Source organism: Candidatus Erwinia haradaeae (assembly GCF_900698885.1).
Taxonomy (GTDB): Bacteria; Pseudomonadota; Gammaproteobacteria; order Enterobacterales; family Enterobacteriaceae; genus Erwinia_E; species Erwinia_E haradaeae_H.
On record NZ_LR217705.1, the window covers coordinates 1 to 20683 of the forward strand.

Sequence of the window (20683 nt, forward strand, 5' to 3'; positions counted from 1 at the left end):
TTATCTACAAAAATAGAATTATGTTATTAATAAATTTTTATTTTATTAATATAAGATCAACCGGTAACTTAATAAGCGCAATAACATTATTAAGTGATTAAATTCAACCATAATATTCATACCCATACAGTAGAATATATTAATAATTTTACCAGTAACCTGACATTATGATATACGAACTAAATATTATCACTCTAAAACAACTAGACTGAGTATTTATTAGCAATTTATCCTTTAGATAAGCATTTTACCATGCAGGCTATTAAAGATGCATGCACATACAAAACTGGTATAATCTATCTATTTTCGCTATAAACCACGAGATACAATATCATGTTTTATCCAGACATTTTTGACATTATTGTTATTGGTGGCGGCCATGCCGGAACTGAAGCTTCTATGGCTGCTGCTCGCATGAGGAAACGAACATTATTACTTACTCATAATATCGAAACATTAGGTCAACTATCGTGTAATCCTGCAATTGGTGGAATTGGAAAAGGCCACTTAGTAAAAGAGATAGATGCATTAGGAGGTTTAATGGCAACAGCCATTGACAAAGCCGGTATTCAATTTAGAATCCTGAATTCTAGCAAAGGGCCAGCGGTACGCGCCACTCGAGCTCAAGCTGATCGCTTATTATATCGTCAGGTCATTCATACTGCATTAAAAGATCAACCAAATTTATTAGTGCTACAACAAGCTGTAGAAGATTTATTAATTGAAAATAATCACATTATTGGTGTACTCACAGAAATAGGAATTAAATTTCGAGCTAAAGCTGTAGTTCTAACTGCTGGTACTTTTTTAGATGCTAAGATTCATATAGGCAGGAAAAATTATAAAGGGGGACGCGCAGGAGACCCCTCTTCTAACATATTAGCATACCGTTTACGAGAATTAGCGCTACGTGTCAGTCGCCTGAAAACAGGAACACCGCCTCGAATTGATATCAAAAGTATCAACGTTAATATCATGCAATCACAACACGGTCACGTTCCTCTACCTATTTTTTCATTTTTAGGAAAAGTATCTCAACATCCGCGACAAGTACCTTGTTATATTACGCATACTAATGAAAAAACTCATGATATTATTCGCCGTAATCTTCATCGTAGCCCGATATATAATGGTTCTATTGAAAGCATTGGGCCGCGCTACTGCCCATCAATAGAGGATAAAATTATACGTTTTTCTGATCGTCATGCACATCAGATCTTTTTAGAACCAGAAGGGTTAAATAGTAATGAAATTTACCCAAATGGTATTTCTACTAGCCTGCCTTTTGATGTTCAAATTGATATGATTCGATCTATACAGGGTATGCATAATGCGGTAATTATTCGCCCTGGTTATGCTGTTGAGTATGATTTTTTTAATCCATGTGATCTTAAAAAAACTCTAGAAAGCAAGTATATTCATGGACTATTTTTAGCTGGTCAAATTAATGGCACGACTGGTTATGAAGAGGCCGCAGCACAAGGACTCCTCGCTGGTCTAAATGCAGGACAATTTATAGACGGTCGCAATGGCTGGGCGCCAAGGCGTGATCAGGCTTATTTAGGCGTTCTAGTAGATGATTTATGCACTAGAGGGACTACTGAACCTTATCGCATGTTTACAGCCCGCGCCGAATATCGCCTTATTTTACGAGAAGATAACGCTGATTTAAGGCTAACCGCCATTGGGCGCGAATTTGGTTTAGTTGACGATATCCGTTGGTCGCATTTAAATAAAAAGCTAGAAAACATTGAAAAAGAACGCCAGAGACTAAGAGAAACACGAGTCTTTCCTAACGCAAAAGACATATCTAAAATCAATGCCATTATTGATGGGGAAGTCATAAAAGAAACTAATTATGAAGAGCTATTACGACGCCCAGGAGTTACATATCAAAAACTTATGCAATTAAATCAATCTGGTCTTTTGTTATCTGATGCTCAGGCTGCTGAACAAGTGGAGATTCAGATAAAATATGAAGGATACATCTTTCGCCAACAGCAAGAAATTGAGAAGCAGATAAAAAACGAAAACACCCCTATTCCAATTCATATAGATTATAATCAAATAAAAGGATTATCTAATGAGGCGCTAGTTAAGCTTAAACACCACAAACCAGAATCAATTGGTCAAGCGTCACGTATATCTGGAATTACTCCAGCGATCATTTCTATTTTACTTATTTTTTTAAAAAAAAGGGGTCTATTGAAGTCTATTAATTAAAAAAATTTAAAGACTCAGTGACTGGAACAAACTAGTTACCAAAAGAGAATAATGATTAATAATTACTTATATTGATACCAGAAACATCTATTATATTACTTATTTTTAATTAAGTTACCTCTTTTATTGACATCTATAATAAAAGCGACTAAAATAATTAGTTAAAAAATTTTTACATATCACAAGTGAAAAACTGAAATAATCACATTGAGCTTTTAACAGGTGCATTACTTAAAATACATATAAAATCATAATATATATTATATATATTATGATTTTATATGTATTTTATTTATTTTTGAAGTTACTATTTTCGAGCAACCTACTAGTGAAATTTTATAAAAACATATTGATCTTACTCAAAAAAATTGTAATATAATTTAATTACTCTATAGTAGAATACTACTTATAAAATTATTTGATGTCTATCTAAGATCTAGAATAATTTATATTATAAAATATTTTTTATACTAAAGTGATATATTTACATACCAGTTTAGTATTTTAGTATTTTTACTATAAATATCTTAATAATTTTATCAGTAAAGCTACTACTTTATTAAAAGAAAATTACTTCTAAAGTAGATACTATTATCAAGAAAATTCTTTTTAAAAAAATATCTATTACATAATTCACTTTATTCTCATAAAAATCAACTGTACTCTACGATACTATTTTGAATTGTATATACTTCTTTTATAAAGCATTTTTATAAAAAACTATAAATGTTATATACTGGCAGATTATAAAAAATTGCCACCATATAATTCCCCTAAGCATTCAAAATAATCATTTTATGCCATCGCATAAAGTAAAATATTTAAATCTAAAAACCTCGTATTATGTTATCATAATATACAAATCAGAAGCACCATAATAATATATTAGTGACAATATATTAGTGACAATATATTAGTGACATAAATATTTTACAAGAATGGTAAAAAAATTCTAAAAATTCATAAGATAAACTTCTAATGACTTATATCACAACTAGATGTAATCTTCTATTTGTATTACTAGAATATACAGTAGTGCGATAAACTGACATGTATCGTATGATATAGATCATCTATAGAATCTCATGTATTTTTATCTTCCACCAACCATAATTATTACTATAATATCAGTGTTGAAGTAGTGTGGTTATTAACCATAACACTTACACTTAGATTATATCTATAATATATTGTCTTATTTTAACATTAAAAACTTGACATACGATAACGCCAGACCTAGACAGCAGTTCTGAGAATGCCAATAGTTTTATAGATACTTTTAATCTTGTCTAGATATAAATCTCATTATTATTATTCTCAGGTTAAGGTTAAGCATGACAACAAATTATATATTTATCACTGGCGGAGTGGTTTCTTCTCTAGGTAAAGGTATTGTTGCGGGTTCTTTAGCTTCTATTCTAGAAGCGCGTGGTTTATCTGTAACTATTATCAAGCTAGATCCATATATTAACGTTGATCCAGGAACAATCAGTCCCACACAACATGGCGAAGTATTCGTAACCGGTGATGGCGCCGAAACTGATCTAGATCTTGGACACTACGAGCGTTTTATTAGAACCCGAATGGGTCGTCGAAATAACTGTACAACTGGTCGCATTTATGCAGATGTTCTACATAAAGAACGACGAGGGGATTATCAGGGGGTTACTGTGCAAGTCATCCCACATATTACTAATGCCATAAAGGAAAAAATTACTGAAGGAGGTCTCGGTTACGGTGTAGTTTTAGTAGAAATTGGAGGCACTGTTGGTGATATTGAATCATTACCATTCTTAGAAGCTATTCGCCAAATGGCAGTAGATGTCGAGCGCATACATACTATGTATATTCACTTAACGCTAGTTCCATATTTAGCGGTAGCAGGTGAGGTAAAGACTAAACCAACACAGCATTCAGTCAAAGAACTACTATCAATTGGTATTCAACCAGATGTTCTCATTTGTAGATCTACTTTTAGTGTACCAATAAATGAATGTAAAAAAATTGCAAGATTTTGTAATGTCTCTGAAAAAGCAGTCATATCTCTTAAAGATGTTGATTCTATTTATAAGATCCCTGGAATGTTAAAATCACAAGGACTAGATGATTATATCTGTAAACGTTTTAATTTACATGCGCCAGAAGCGGATTTAGAAGAGTGGGAGAAAGTTGTATATCAAGAAGCTAATCCTTGTGGTGAACTGCATATAGGAATGGTGGGTAAATATGTAGCACTGCCAGATGCGTACAAATCAGTTATTGAGGCTCTAAAACATGCTGGATTAAAAAGTCGTATAACAGTAAATATTGATCTCATTGATTCACAGGATATTGAATCTCGCGGTATAGATCGCTTAAAAAATGTAGATGCTATCTTAATCCCTGGTGGTTTTGGTTTGCGAGGCGTAAATGGTAAACTACTGACAGCGCAGTATGCTCGTGAAAATCAAGTGCCTTATCTAGGAATATGCCTAGGTATGCAAGTGGCGGTAATCGAATTTGCTCGAAATGTAGTACACATGGAAGACGCACATTCAACGGAATTTGCACCTGAATGTAAACATCCAGTAGTTGCTTTGATCACCGAATGGCGTGACTCACAAGGCAATATCATACAACGCACCGAAAAAAGCAACCTGGGTGGTACTATGCGACTAGGCAGCCAGCAATGCCAATTAGCCCATGATAGCTTAGCACATAGCTTATACGGCTCTGAAATTATTATTGAACGTCATCGCCATCGCTATGAGGTGAATAAGATTTTTTTAAAGCAAATTCAAAGCGCCGGTTTACATGTGACTGGTCATTCAGGAGATAACGAACTAGTTGAGATTGTTGAAATTCCGAGTCATCCTTGGTTTTTAGCATGTCAATTTCATCCAGAATTCACCTCTACCCCAAGAGATGGTCATCCACTATTTATAGGTTTTATACAAGCAGCTGCTCGATATCAAAAAAATTTTAAAAAATAAAATCCACTAAGAGTACACTAAAGCTTATTTTACTATACTACAGATGCCATCCGTATAGATTATATAAATAATTAGAATATGATTCATACTTGCAATTACAGTCGTGTTAATTATTTATTTATAATCTATCGTTTGTAGAAGAAATATAAAAAACCAATAAGGAACTTAAGAATGTCGAAGATTATTAAACTACTAGCTAGAGAAATTATTGACTCTCGTGGAAACCCAACAGTAGAGGTAGAAGCTCACCTAGCTGGAGGCTTTGTTGGTCTCGCGGCTGCACCCTCCGGAGCTTCCACTGGCTCTTATGAAGCACTAGAACTACGTGATGGTGATGCATTACGTTTTTTTGGAAAAGGTGTAAGAAAAGCTGTAGATTCGATTAATAGTGTGATTACTGCAGCTATCAAAGGTCATGATGCTAAAGATCAGGCTAATATAGATCAGATAATGATCAATCTAGATGGTACAGAGAACAAATCTCAGTTTGGTGCCAACGCAATTTTAGCTGTTTCCTTAGCCACTGCTAAAGCCGCAGCTGCCTCCAAGGGAGTCCCTTTATATGAACATATATCAGATCTACATGGTACTCCAGGAAAATTCTCCATGCCTTTACCTATGATAAATATCATTAATGGCGGTAAGCATGCTAATAATAATCTAGACATACAGGAATTTATGATTCAACCCGTTGGCGCAAAAACATTAAAAGAAGCAGTTCGTATTGGTTCTGAAATTTTTCACGCACTTGGAAACATACTGTGTGCAAAAAATATGAGCACCACAGTTGGTGATGAAGGTGGTTATGCTCCTAATATAAAAACTACTGTAGATGCACTAGATTTGATCACTGAAGCAGTGCAAAGAGCAGGTTATAAATTAGGTCAAGATGTTACTTTGGCATTAGATTGTGCTGCTTCTGAGTTATATCAGGATGGTAAATATCGCTTAACTGGAGAAAATAATGCACTGTTTTCTGCCGCAGAATTTACACACTTCTTAACTGACCTTACTAGACAATATCCCATTCTTTCTATTGAAGACGGTCTGGATGAATCTGATTGGTCTGGATTCATCTATCAAACGCAAGTATTAGGCGATAAAATTCAACTCGTAGGTGATGACTTATTTACAACTAATACTAAAAGATTGAAAAAAGGTATTAACCAAGGAATTGCAAACTCTATTCTTATAAAATTAAACCAGATTGGTTCATTAACCGAAACGTTATCTACTATTAAGATGGCTCAAGATGCAGGGTATAGTACAATCATTTCTCATCGCTCTGGCGAAACTGAAGATGTCACTATTGCAGATCTTGCAGTTGGAACTTCTGCGGGCCAAATTAAAACTGGTTCTATGAGTCGATCTGATCGCGTTGCTAAGTATAATCAGCTCATACGCATTGAAGAAGCTTTAGGTAATAGTGCACCATTTCATGGCCGAAAAGAAATAAAAAATCAACAATAATAATTATTATTATTGTTGTAATATTTTATATATAACCTATTTCCCTATAGAAAATATCAACTAAATATTAGTATATTAGATATTTACTATCTTACTTTACAAGACAAATTTTATTTAAAGAGATAGTTTACACCATATGACTTTTATAGATATTATATCTACTGATAAATATTTAATAAATAGGTAATTCACTGATTTTTTAATTTACAATAAAAAATATTTTTATGGTGCACCTGATAAAAATAGATAAAACATATTCACTATAAAGATTCTTCATAATCACTGACTCATGTAATTGACAATATCATGAATAATATGTATCGCGCCTAATATTACTTATGTATTATGATTAAACAAGATACTTTTAAAACTTACAGGATAGATACAATGATTCATTTAACTGATGAAAATTTTGACAGTATTATTTTAAATACAGAGGGTTTAATACTAGTTGATTTCTGGGCAGAGTGGTGCCGCCCCTGTAAAATGATTGCACCCATACTGGATGAAATAGCTGTGGAATATAAAGAAAAACTGATAGTTTCAAAATTTAATGTTGATCAGAACCCTAATACTACACTAAAATATGGTATTCGTAGCATTCCCACTTTACTACTTTTTAAAAATGGTCTTTTACTTGATACCAAAGTGGGGGTATTATCTAAGGGTAACCTTAACGAATTTTTAAATCCACACTGTAGCTAAAATATAAATTTTTCTCTTACCGCTGGACGGTCAAAGCGAAGCGTGTTATGGTTAATCATACAATATAATTGTACCCTTATCCTTATTCCACATATAGAATACGCTTTAGTTTTAGAAAACATCCATCTAAGTTTTCACTAACATTCAGAAGATTGACGGTTAGGGTTGATTAGATTTTTATTTTCTGACCGTTGCCTCATTTTATATATGTACTTTTCTACATTCCATCTTTGGGCGAACTTCAAATCTAGGCACTCATATAAACAGGAAGAGATTTTTAATCCTTATGTTGCTTTATTGCTAATTATTCGATATCTACCCCAAGATTAAGAACTAAGAACCAAAAATTATGAATCTTACCAACTTAAAGAACACTTTGGTTTCCGATCTCATCATTCTCGGTGAGAATATAGGTCTCGAAAACCTAGCCCGTATGCGTAAACAAGATATTATTTTTTCTATACTTAAGCAGCACGCAAAAAGTGGTGAAGATATCTTCGGAAACGGAGTCCTTGAAATATTGCAGGATGGATTCGGTTTTTTACGTTCTAGCGACAGCTCTTATCTTGCTGGGCCCGATGATATCTATGTTTCCCCTAGTCAAATTAGACGTTTTAATCTTCGTACTGGTGATACAATCTCCGGAAAAATTCGACCACCAAAAGAAGGAGAACGCTACTTTGCGCTATTAAAAGTAAATGAAGTTAATTATGAAAAACCAGAAAACGCACGTAATAAAATTTTATTTGAAAATTTAACACCATTACATGCTAATTCTCGTTTGCGAATGGAGCGTGGCAACGGATCTACTGAAGACTTAACTGCTCGTGTACTCGACCTGGCCGCTCCTATTGGTCGCGGCCAGCGTGGTTTAATTGTTGCCCCACCTAAAGCCGGAAAAACAATATTGCTCCAAAACATCGCGCAAAGTATTGCTTATAATCACCCTGAATGTGTTTTGATGGTTCTGCTTATTGATGAGCGTCCAGAAGAAGTAACTGAAATGCAACGCTTAGTTAAAGGCGAAGTGATAGCATCTACTTTTGATGAACCGGCATCACGTCATGTACAAGTATCAGAAATGGTCACTGAAAAAGCAAAACGTTTAGTAGAACACAAAAAAGATGTTATAATTTTACTTGATTCGATCACACGCCTAGCGCGTGCCTATAACACTATAGTTCCCGCCTCTGGTAAAGTGTTAACTGGAGGTGTGGATGCCAATGCCCTACATAGACCCAAACGTTTTTTTGGTGCTGCGCGTAATGTAGAAGAAGGTGGTAGTCTGACTATTATTGCAACCGCTTTAGTAGATACTGGTTCTAAAATGGATGAAGTTATCTATGAAGAATTTAAAGGTACTGGTAATATGGAATTACATTTAGCACGTAAAATTGCCGAAAAACGTGTCTTTCCAGCGATTGATTATAATCGTTCCGGAACGAGAAAGGAAGAGTTACTCACGGTTGCTGAAGAGTTGCAGAAAATGTGGATATTACGTAAAATTATTCACCCAATGGGAGAGATTGATGCTATGGAGTTTTTGATGAATAAATTAGCCATGAGTAAAACTAATGATGAGTTTTTTGATATGATGAAGCGTTCATAATATATTGACACTTTAAATTCTAGATAATAATATTTCAGGTAAATAATCTAAAATAATCTACTCAATAAAAGTTCAAAAGCTATCTCTAAGTTTTATTCATAAAACACACCGCATAGTAAGTAGGATTATACATGATCAATCAATATGCATCTTAACTAATAATATATTTGCTAAATATAAAATATTTCTAATGGACGGATATCATTTTATACATATATCACTCTATAAAAGAGCATCTGTTTATTTTTAATAAATATTAGGGTCAACTCTATATTAGATCCTATTTAGATAATAAAAATTATTACTTCTTCTTGTATTAAATTTTATTACCTGATGCATAAGTAAATAAAAAATATATATAAAAATATAAATTAACATCATTAAACTTCTCTCTCACTGATACTTATCTTCTTATTAAAGGTTATATGATACCCCTTATCATAGATTAAATTAAAATAAAACCCTTAATCTATCTAAAATTATAGATTATAATATACAAAAATTATTATTATAGATAGAAACAATTTTAGATTTTAGCTCTATGAGTATTTGATATTTAATCATGTTATATGAATAGATAGTTTTTCAAGAAAGTTCATTGACATATAATCGACAGATTTAAATTAATTCCATTGAATATACCCCGCAAATTTATTAATTTAGATCAATTATCTTAAAAGAATTAATTACAATCAGTTTATATTGTATATATAAAATACTAAATTAAATCCAGTTATAAAAAATATATCTATACCTATAAAATTAGATTATTCTGTCTGGTTATCTTTAATAAAGATATCTAATTATACAAGCAAGAAATACCTGTAGAGACACTCTTCTAAAATTAAAAATCTAATTATTCCAAGTTAAGAGCAGGTTGCACAAACATCTCTTTATCCTCCCAGCGCAACATTGTTAGACACCCCCCCCAACAACAGCCAGTGTCTAATGCAATAACGCCTTTAGGTACCCATCCACCAGCCAGTGCCGCCCAGTGTCCAAATATAATAGTATATTCATTTGAAATATTTCTTGGCATCCTGAACCATGGCTGCAAAGAAGGCGCTACCCGATCAGGCAATTCTTTTGAAGTCATATCTAATTCACCACTAGGTAAGCAATATCTCATACGTGTTAAAGCATTAGTGCTAAAACGTAAGCGTGCAATTCCAGTTAACTGCGGTGACCAATAATTTGGCAAATCCCCGTACATTGCATAAAGAAATAACTGATAACTATTAGAACTAAGCATTGATTCAATCTCATTTGCACACATTCTAACTGTTTGGATATCCCACTGAGGAGTAATTCCTGCATGAGACATTATAATCTTGCGTGCTTCATCAATCTGGACTAAAGGTTGACATCGTAACCAATCAATAAGTGATTCAATCTTATTCGATGCTAGTAATTTATTAAGAAGATCCTTTGGTTTATTGCGACGTTTTCCTGCATAAATCGCTAAAAGATGTAAATCATGATTTCCCAAAACTAGTTTAACGCACTTTCCTAATCTTTGTAAAAAACACAACACCTCAAGAGAATGAGGACCACGAGCAACTAAATCGCCAGTTAACCATAACTGATCAGTGTTAGGATTGAATTTTACTTGAGATAATAATAGCTGTAACTCATTATAACAACCATGAATATCGCCGATGAAGTAAGTGCTCATATATAAACCAGAAGAATGAAGCATATGTGAATAGAGAGGTTATGATTTTTTATTAACATAAAACATAAAAAAAAATTACCAGGGATCATATTAGTCTCAGCTTATCCCTCTAATTTTATACTATATACATAATATATGTGAATACATCATCCATAAAAACTTTTGAAAACACTACGTTATTTTTTATATTACAGCTTTCTTTAAAAAGTTTAATATTATATTAGATTTTTAAATTTTTAAAAACAAAAAATTTTAATGTTGTATCTAGAGTGATGGTAAATTGTCAGTTCTCCTAACGGAAAATAATAGAGAAAACCTCTCCTTTACTAGAGAAAATTAAGCTTTTTAATATCACTCTCATGCGTGCATTGTTGAATAACATTGATTTATGCATTACGATAAGTCATGGCTGATAGTACCAGTATATCATCATAAAACCATGAGTACTCAACAACCAATCCTTAAGAAAAATATTAAACTTTGATAATATAAAATGGAAATATATATTGATGTATCTATAATGCAAATGTCACAGAAAAAACGATAGCACCTAGTTGTTATATAAAAAATTACTTCCTATGATTTTAATCTGAGAAGGATAACAATTTATATCTGGCATTATCTGAATACCGGATGTTGATAATAGCCGAGTGATAGAAAAAATATTACGATTATATTTTATATCTGTTATTTATTCTTAATATCTAGATTTTTAATTCTAAAATGCATCACACTATATCGCTTTCAAGTAATAAAAATTAAAAAGATATATACAAACCCTGATAATAGAAAACCCTCTGATTCCTAAAAACAAGCGTTTCTGATGTGACTCTGATCACACTTAAATTTTATTTGACTAATCATATAAAATCAATCAATCTTATTTACGTACCCCATAGAAATAAACTAAAATCGCAAAAAATTAACAATCTATAGTAATCAATTGAGACGCTCCTTGATGCGAGCCGCCTTGCCAGTACGATTACGAAGATAATATAATTTTGCCTTACGCACGGCACCATGACGTTTAATGATAATTCTATCAATCATAGAAGAATGAGTTTGAAAAACCCGCTCTACACCTTCTCCATTAGCTATCTTACGCACTGTAAATGCAGAATTCAGTCCGCGATTACGAATAGCGATTACAACACCTTCAAAAGCTTGCAAACGTTTTTTTATACCTTCAAACACCCATACCGTTACTTCTACAGAATCACCAGAACGGAAGGAAGGTATATTTTTTTTAAGTTGCTCTTTTTCAATCTGCTTCAGGATATTACTCATTATGTCACCATAATTATATGTTAGTTAATAATTTCAAAACAGTTAGTTTTTGTGCTATATTTTTGATTTTATATACTCATCTTTGAACTCAGTAAGCAAACACTCTTGCTCTTGAGTTAATTCTAAATTAGCCAGTAACTCAGGTCTTCGAAGCCAAGTACGAGCCATTGACTGTTTCATCCGCCAGCGCTTAATAGTAGCATGATCTCCTGATAATAAAACAGACGGCACTTGCACCCCTTCTGATGTTTTTGGTCTAGTATAGTGTGGGTGGTCTAATAGACCATTAACAAAAGAATCCTGCATAACTGAAGATTTTTTACCTAAAACACCAGGTAATAGGCGAGAAATTGCATCAATAAGTATCATAGCTGGAAGTTCTCCTCCACTGAGAACGTAATCTCCAACAGACCATTCCTCATCAATATCACTTTCAATAATACGCTCATCAATCCCTTCATATCGACCACAAACTAAAATTAATTTTTGATACTTTGCTAATTTTGAAACCCCTTTCTGGTCTAACTTTTGCCCTTGAGGTGATAAATAAATTACCTTTACACCTGAACCTGCTGCTACCTTAGCAGTTCGAATGGCATCTCTTAATGGCTGCGCTATCAGTAGCATACCTGGACCGCCACCATAAACACGTTTATCTACAGTACAGTGCCTGTCGTGTGTAAAATTACGTGGATTCCAACTGTAAAATCTAATAATACCATTTTTAATTGCTCGTCCGGTTACTCCATGATCGGTAATAGCACGAAACATTGTAGGAAAAAGACTAATCACACTAATCCACATATTTTTCTCTAGAGTGAAATCTATATAAGATGATAAAAATCATATTATTAAAACTCTATACTCCAATCTACAAAAATTATACGAGTCATAATATTAACGTTCTTAATTACTATTTTCTCAATAAATGGAATGAGCCTTTCTCTTGTATGGCTTGCATCCTCTAAATTTGCATGAACAATGAGTACATCATTTGCACCAGTTTCAAGAATCTGTACAACTTTACCTAAAACATAATGTTCTATATTGATAACTTGACAACCTAAAAGATCTTTCCAGTAAAAATCATTATTCCCAAGTACTGGCAAATATTTTGAGTCTACAATCACCTCGCGGTTAGTTAGTCTTTCTGTTACATGATTACGATTATCAACCCCTTTTATTTTTATAATTAATTGATTTTTATACTTCTTCCATTTTTCTAACTCTAGAAGATACCATTGGCCTTCTTTCTGAGTAAACCAAGGTTGATAATAGACAATATTTGTAACTTCTTCAGTGTAGGAAAAAACTTTTAACCAACCATAAATACCATACGCAGAACCCATCATCCCCATGATTAATGGGTGAACAGGACACTGGGTACTTATAGGTTCTCTCATTTTATTTGCTCTGTGAGATTATTTTGTTTTTTTATTTTTTTTATTAGTTTATGCACCCTATTAGATAATGATGCACCCTGATTAACCCAAAGATTAATGCGTTCTAAATCTAAATGTAGAGACTGAGCGTGACCTGATGCAAGAGGATTAAAAAAACCCACACGCTCAATAAAACGACCGTCACGCGCATTACGATTGTCTGTAACAATAACTTGATAAAATGGACGCTTTTTAGCCCCATGACGTGCTAAACGGATTGTTACCATAAAACTCTCCATATGAAGACAACAAAACTTCTTAATTATTATAATGGATAGAACTATATGCTACTCATGTAAATTTTTATGTAATTAGCACTTTACATCTAATCTGATCTTATAAAAGTTCCTATGTATTTTTTCATAAAAATCAGTATAATTTAGTCTTAATAAAAAACTAAATAATACTTACCTGTACGAAATACATTTCACATAACATATCACTCTAAAATCAATCGCAATAAGCATTTTACATATGTAATTTACTTAACCTAACTGCTTTCGAGCATTACGAAAAATTCGCATCCAAGGTCCATCAACCCCCCATTCTTCCGGATGCCAAGAATTAGTAATACTGCGGTATACACGCTCCGGATGGGGCATCATAATTGTAACGCAACCACTTTCATTCGTTACCGCAGTGATTCCGCTTGGTGAACCATTTGGATTAGCTGGGTATCTCTCTGTTATATTACCAAAATTATCAATAAAACGCAGTGCTACTAACCTTTTATTTTCTAAATTTTTTAGATGCATAGCACTACGCATCTCTGCATAACCTTCGGCATGCGCTACTGCAATTGGAATACGAGAACCAATCATACCATCTAATACAAGTGATACAGTACTCGCAACCTCTACTAAACTAAATCGACTTTCAAAACGTTCTGATTGATTACGTACAAAACGAGGCCAGTCTACGCTACCAGGTATAAGCTCACGAAGATTAGAAAGCATTTGGCAACCATTACATACACCTAGCGTCAACGTTTGCTTGCGCTGAAAGAATTTTGTAAATTCATCTCTCAAGAAATTATTAAATAAAATAGACTTAGCCCACCCTTCACCTGCCCCTAGTACATCGCCATATGAAAAACCTCCACACGCGACTAAAACATGAAAATCCTGTAAATAATAACGACCTAATAAAAGATCACTCATGTGGACATCAATTGCTTCAAAACCAGCCTCATGAAAAGCAGCAGCCATCTCAACATGAGCATTAACACCCTGCTCACGTAAAACTGCTACTTTTGGTTTAACCCCAAAAGTAATTAACGAAGAAACAATATCTTCTTGTGGGTCAAAGGTAAGTGAGACGTTTAATCCTGGATCATGACTATTAAGTTTACCTACATGCTCTTCATCAGCACAGTCCGGGTTATCACGAAGACGCTGAATTTTCCAGGTAGTTTCCGCCCACCAGGCGCGCAAGGCAGTTCGGCTATAACTGTATAGTATTGATGAGCCTCGAGAAATTCTAAAACAATCACCGCTTGTGGCCCTACCTAGTAAATGCACAGAAGAATTCAACTCATACTCATTCAAAATTTTTCTCACAGAATATAAATCAGCAGTAGCTATCTGAATTACCGCTCCAAGTTCTTCATTAAACAAAACTGCCAAATTATCATGACTGAGGCTTTTAAGATCAACCTCGACCCCACAATGTCCAGCAAAAGTCATTTCTGCAAGTGTAATTAACAACCCACCATCTGAGCGATCATGATAAGCAAGGAGATACCCTTTTAAAAGCAGTGCCTGAATAGCAGACCAAAAATTTGCTAATTGTGGTACATTTCGTATATCTGCAGTTTGATCTCCTAACTGACGGTAAACTTGTGATAAAGCTGTAGCTCCCAGGGCATTATAGCCATTTCCTAGATCAATAAGTAATAGCACATTATCACAAGTCTTTAGTTCTGGCGTTACCGTTTTTCGTATATCCTCTACACGAGCAAAAGCGGTAATCACTAGGGATAAAGGAGCGGTAACCTCATATGCTGTACTATCCTGATTCCAGTACGTTTTCATAGACATTGAGTCTTTACCTACTGGAATAGTAATCCCTAACTCTGGACATAATTTCTCACTAATTTCTTGTACTGCAGAGTAAAGACCCGATTCCTCACCTGGATGACCAGCTGCAACCATCCAGTTAGCTGATAGTTTTATACGGGCTATAGAGCCAATCCATGTTGTCGCAATATTCGTGATCGCTTCACCAACGGCTAACCGAGCAGAGGCTGAAAAATTCAACAAAGAAACCGGAGCGCGTTCACCAATCGCCATTGCTTCACCATAATAACAATCTCGTGATAAACTAGCACTCGTCACCGCACAATTAGCCACTGGAATCTGCCATGGCCCAATCATTTGATCACGAATCACCATGCCACCAATAGAACGATCACAAATTGTAATCAAAAAAGTCTTTTCTGCTACTGCAGGTAAATGTAATATACGGTATACTGCGTCAGAAATAGATATATGATCTAGAATGAGTTTTTTGCCCGCTGCTTGCAAACTCAAAACATTACGCATCATCATTGGCACATGACCTAATAAAAGATCAAGAGGCATATCAATAACAGTAGTTCCAAAATAACTGTCAAACAGTGATATATGCATCTCCTTGATTGTCTCTCCAATCACTGCATATGGTGCACGTTCACGCTGACATATAGCATTAAAAAGTGAGATACTTTTAGCATCAATAGCTATCAGGTAACGCTCTTGTGATTCATTACACCAGATTTCTAATGGGCTCATACCCGGATCATTATTTGGGATTGTGCGTAAATCAAATTTTCCACCACATCGACCATCACGCATCATTTCTGGAACGGCATTAGAGAGCCCACCAGCTCCTACATCATGAATAGATAAAATTGGGTTTTGCAAGCCTAGCTGCCAGCAACGATCAATAACTTCTTGACATCGACGCCCCATCTCAGGATTGGCACGTTGTACGGATGAAAAATCATGATCTGCGTTAGATTGCCCGGCGATCACTGAAGAGGTTGTACCGCCACCTAATCCAATATTCATCGCCGGTCCACCCAAAACGATAATCTTAGCGCCCGTCTTAATTATATGTTTTGAAACATGATCTTCACGAATACTCCCCATACCCCCTGCCAACATAATAGGCTTGTGATAACCACGCACCTCATTACCATTATGGCTATCAACCCGCTCCTCATAAGTTCGAAAGTAACCATTAAGTATAGGTCGACCAAATTCATTGTTAAAACCTGCTCCGCCCAATGGGGCTTCAATCATAATATCTAGTGCGCTAAAAATAGTATTTGGCTTACCAAAATTTTCCTCCCATGGCTGCTCAAACCCTGGAATTCGTAAATTGGATACTGAAAACCCTAAAAGTCCAGCTTTAGGTTTTGCCCCGCGCCCAGTAGCACCTTCATCACGAATTTCACCACCTGAGCCAGTTGCAGCGCCCGGCCATGGAGAGATTGCTGTAGGATGATTATGTGTTTCTACTTTCATTACAATATGTGTGCATTCTTGATGAAAACGATATATACCCTCTAGATCAGCATAAAATTGACTAATATTATATCCTTGCATAACTGCTGCATTATCATCGTAAGCAGATATAACATAATCTGGAGTTTTCTTGAGAGTATATTGTATCATTTGAAATAATGATTTAGCCTGTTTTTTACCATTAATAATCCATTCTGCATTAAAGATCTTATGACGACAGTGTTCAGAATTAGCTTGCGCAAACATATATAGCTCAATATCTGTCGGGTTTCTCCCAAGCTTAGTAAACGAAGTCATTAAATAATTAATGTCACTGTTTGATAAAGCCAGACCAAGCCTAGCATTAATCTTCACTAATTCATCTCGCCCTATATGTAGTATGTCGATAATTTTTGCAGAAGCTTCAGTAGGATGTGAAAATAAAAATTCAGCTTCATCAAGATTAGTCAAAACAGTTTCTATCATACGGTCATGCAATAATATTTTTAGCTCTTCCCACTGATATTTTTCCAATTCAGGAGAATTTATATAAAAAACCTTGCCACGTTCTAAACGCATAATCTGAGTTAAAGAGCAGTTTTTAACAAGATCAGTTGCTTTTGAAGACCATGCTGAGATAGTTCCTAATCGCGGAGTGACTAGAAACATATGTCCCTCTGGAATATTCTGCATTACAGAAGGTCCGTAACATAAAAGACGTTGAAGAAGTTTTTTTTGATCTATAGTAAGCGCTTCGCTTAAATAAATAAAATGAACATATTCAACATAAATTTCTTTAATCGGAAAGTTAGCCTTCTGACAGTCTCGAAGTAATTTCTTTACCCCGCTTACCGATAGAGCCGGAGGACCGCGTAGAATTTCCATCATAGTGAACGCTCTCTTTTTTCGCAGATCTGTTTAGTATCTATCTGTCTATTATAAAGCATAAAACATGCCATATTAATAGATTTTTTTGGCTCGGCTAAAAACATTTTTAACTACTGAAACATAACCGTCAAATTATGCATACAAAAACTGTAAAAATATTTTTTAGTTATCTTTTACGGCATGACCGCCAGTAGTAACAATTTGAATTAACTCTTGAAGATTCTTTACTCTCTAGTTTTTATATTTTATAGAATTATATATATCATATTGATGATAGTATCATGATGATTTTAAATCATTTTAGATTAGCATAATTTACTCAATTATTGCATAACTCTCACAACTTCATGCACATAGATATTCTGATGAAAATAAATAACTAATAATATTAAAATCCTTACAGTAAATCCTATACTAGAGTACACCATCAGATAACTATGACTAAATTTTTTTTAAATTAATGTCAAAGTAGTATTTTAGGTAAACATCTAATACAATACGAATAAATACAGGATCATTATCCGGTTCTGGAAGTTCGAACTTTATGGCACGCAAAATAATTATCACCTATTACCTTCTGATAATTTTATAAAATTTATTAAATTATTACTACATTAAGTAGTAATAAGAGATACACCTTGAGGAAGTTATCAGGTATATAGATATAGATATATAGGTATAGGTATAGGTATAGGAGGTATAGGTATAGGTATAGGTATAGGTATAGGTATAGGTATAGGTATAGGTATATAAGATCACATAACATCTTGATGAAGCAAAAGCATAATAGTAATATTCTTATATAATTTTACCGTATGATTTTTATCACATTATTAATCAAAACGGTATAAATCCTTTATATTTTTGCATTTGTATATTAATCTTATCTGTAATATATTATAGATGTTAATTTTTAGTATTGATCTGATAATGGCTGTAAAGATTTTCATTGTAAATGTACATATAACAAATATCATTTTTTCAGTATAAATCATACACTCAAGTATTTTAAATAATCTCAGATTAAAATATCATTTCTGCTCTTTTTATAAGCGTTTTTCGCAAAATATATTTTGCTTAAGATCGTTATTAATATAGTATAAATAAAAGCAGACACATCTCTGAATTAGATATAAGTTAGCATGTAATAATTAAGAAAGTAATCACTGTGCATGCTTTGAAAATAATTTTTTAGATATGAGGTAATGATAAAAATTACATGTACAATATTTCTCTTCCGTAATATCTCAATCAAAAAAAAATTAGATTTTTACTGCTGGTTACTAAGGAATGTCTTCATATAAAACCTCTATAAACAATCATTAATGCGTCCTATATTGAGTCAGTTCACTACAATGTCAAAACTATCTTAACAATTAAAATGATTGAAATACAAATGCTCTAAATCTAAAATATACCTCTGATAATTTTATGCATCTTTTCTGCCTACTGCAGCAAGAGAATCTTTAAAACTACATAAATTTTTCTTTCTTAGCTTCTGTTCTGCTCTTTTTTTACTAAAAAAATCATTCAGAATACTTGAGCATTGTTCTGATAATACACCATAAGTAATTTGTACATAATGATTAACTACAGGATATAAAAAAAAATTCAGACAGGAACCAGCTGAACTTATTTTTGTGTCATAAGCTCCATATACTAATCGGCTAATTCGACTACAAATTATCGCACCAATACACATCATACAAGGCTCAAGAGTAACATATAGAGTGGATTGTAAGAGTCGATAATTTTTTACCGTTTGGCCTCCGCGTCGCAGTGCGATTATTTCAGCATGCGCCGTAGGATCATTAGACCCAATAGATTGATTGTATCCCTCGCCAATAACCTGATCATAAAGAACTAATACAGCGCCAATTGGAACTTCACCTTGATGCTTAGCCTCAGTTGCTAAAAAAATAGCACGTTTCATCCAATATTCATCAGGATAGTTGGTCAATTTTAATTCTCCAGAAATTTCTATATAATCTAATGATTAGATACCTTTGATCTAAGTAAAGTACTGTTAATGTAATTTCATTCAATGCATACACTCTTTATTCAGCATTGCATTGGTAAATTTTAAAAATTCTTCTAGGCTATACATAGCATAATATGTATTATTTTATGATATCATGTAAGTTCTATAAAAATATTAAATGTGCCTAAACAATGCTATCATTAGCATAACAATAAAAGCATCTACACAACTATAAAATAATTCTATAAAAGTGATTTATAGTAGGCAGCCTCTTCTCAGAACAAACTTAGTGTCATTATGAAAATAAAAAATTAAACCAAAATAACATATTCACTAAGAATCTTGGTGTAAACATTATACAATAGTTAAACAATCTTTATTATTAACGAATCAGAAAAAAGGTTAATAAAAAATATCTACTATCTGAGATAGTAGATAATAGATATTAAAAACTAAACAAAAAAAACCACTAATAAATAATTAGCACCTATTTATATTATATAGTATAGGCCACAAAACCTCGAAATTGTCTATATCTACACCAAAACTAAACGCACAACCAGATAATTATTTCGTGAAAATATTCTCATGTTGATTGATTATAAAAATAAAGTATTTCATTTTAGTGAATGACACATGATCTAATGAATATATGTAATTTCCCTTATTGTTATCAGATATAAGTATCAACTATTAGAAACAAATCAAAACTTAAATAATTTTTTATATCAGTTATTGACCTATATGACATCATATATCCCACCTAATCAGCAAGTATTTTATCTAATTTTTTATCGTATTCTATATTTTCTATTTTTCAAAACTCACATGTTAAAATTTACAAGATCTTCTACACTAAAAAACATAACCCCCATAGGTCATACTCAATATATAATATTTAGCAAGAACCTAAAAATATAATTAAATTAACATATATTAAGCT

At 33.3% G+C, this 20683-nt stretch carries 12 protein-coding genes; 5 read left to right on the plus strand and 7 right to left on the minus strand.

The features are described 5' to 3' along the window. Positions 1-333 precede the first annotated feature (333 nt). The 5 genes from mnmG (at position 334) to rho (ending at position 8979) form a co-directional block, all read left to right on the plus strand. Positions 334-2223 (plus strand): tRNA uridine-5-carboxymethylaminomethyl(34) synthesis enzyme MnmG, encoded by a 1890-nt coding sequence (gene mnmG, locus ERCISPPS3390_RS00005; RefSeq protein WP_197094828.1) that lies wholly within the window; start codon positions 334-336, stop codon positions 2221-2223. Between the two features lie 1334 nt (positions 2224-3557). Continuing rightward, positions 3558-5195, plus strand: a complete 1638-nt coding sequence (locus ERCISPPS3390_RS00010; RefSeq protein WP_197094829.1) for a CTP synthase — start codon at positions 3558-3560, stop codon at positions 5193-5195. Between the two features lie 171 nt (positions 5196-5366). After that, on the plus strand, positions 5367-6665 hold the full coding sequence (eno, locus tag ERCISPPS3390_RS00015; RefSeq protein WP_197094830.1) for a phosphopyruvate hydratase: 1299 nt from the start codon (positions 5367-5369) through the stop codon (positions 6663-6665). A 345-nt stretch (positions 6666-7010) separates the two neighbouring features. After that, positions 7011-7370 carry a thioredoxin TrxA gene (gene trxA, locus ERCISPPS3390_RS00020; protein ID WP_197094831.1) on the plus strand — a complete coding sequence of 120 codons (360 nt, stop codon included), beginning with the start codon at positions 7011-7013 and terminating at the stop codon, positions 7368-7370. A gap of 349 nt (positions 7371-7719) precedes the next feature. Further along, the gene (gene rho / locus ERCISPPS3390_RS00025) at positions 7720-8979 is read left to right on the plus strand and encodes a transcription termination factor Rho (RefSeq protein WP_157988849.1); all 1260 of its coding nucleotides are present in this window, start codon (positions 7720-7722) and stop codon (positions 8977-8979) included. An 856-nt stretch (positions 8980-9835) separates the two neighbouring features. On the opposite strand, the gene apaH is transcribed toward rho, so the two are convergent. From apaH to tadA, 7 genes are all read right to left on the minus strand, one after another. Further along, positions 9836-10654 (minus strand): bis(5'-nucleosyl)-tetraphosphatase (symmetrical) ApaH, encoded by an 819-nt coding sequence (gene apaH, locus ERCISPPS3390_RS00030; protein WP_197095376.1) that lies wholly within the window; start codon positions 10652-10654, stop codon positions 9836-9838. 939 nt (positions 10655-11593) lie between these two features. Further along, the gene (gene rplS / locus ERCISPPS3390_RS00035) at positions 11594-11941 is read right to left on the minus strand and encodes a 50S ribosomal protein L19 (RefSeq protein WP_197094832.1); all 348 of its coding nucleotides are present in this window, start codon (positions 11939-11941) and stop codon (positions 11594-11596) included. Between the two features lie 54 nt (positions 11942-11995). Then, positions 11996-12745, minus strand: a complete 750-nt coding sequence (gene trmD / locus ERCISPPS3390_RS00040) for a tRNA (guanosine(37)-N1)-methyltransferase TrmD (protein WP_197094833.1) — start codon at positions 12743-12745, stop codon at positions 11996-11998. A gap of 47 nt (positions 12746-12792) precedes the next feature. Beyond that, the gene (rimM, locus tag ERCISPPS3390_RS00045; RefSeq protein ID WP_197094834.1) at positions 12793-13344 is read right to left on the minus strand and encodes a ribosome maturation factor RimM; all 552 of its coding nucleotides are present in this window, start codon (positions 13342-13344) and stop codon (positions 12793-12795) included. Next, a complete protein-coding gene (rpsP, locus tag ERCISPPS3390_RS00050; RefSeq protein WP_197095377.1) occupies positions 13341-13610 on the minus strand; it encodes a 30S ribosomal protein S16 in 270 nt (89 codons plus the stop codon). Before rpsP ends, rimM begins: the two co-directional genes overlap by 4 nt. A 258-nt stretch (positions 13611-13868) precedes the next feature. Beyond that, complete coding sequence (purL, locus tag ERCISPPS3390_RS00055) at positions 13869-17759, minus strand: phosphoribosylformylglycinamidine synthase (RefSeq protein ID WP_197094835.1); 3891 nt, start codon at positions 17757-17759, stop codon at positions 13869-13871. A 1429-nt stretch (positions 17760-19188) separates the two neighbouring features. Next, the gene (gene tadA, locus ERCISPPS3390_RS00060) at positions 19189-19719 is read right to left on the minus strand and encodes a tRNA adenosine(34) deaminase TadA (RefSeq protein WP_197094836.1); all 531 of its coding nucleotides are present in this window, start codon (positions 19717-19719) and stop codon (positions 19189-19191) included. Positions 19720-20683 lie beyond the last annotated feature (964 nt).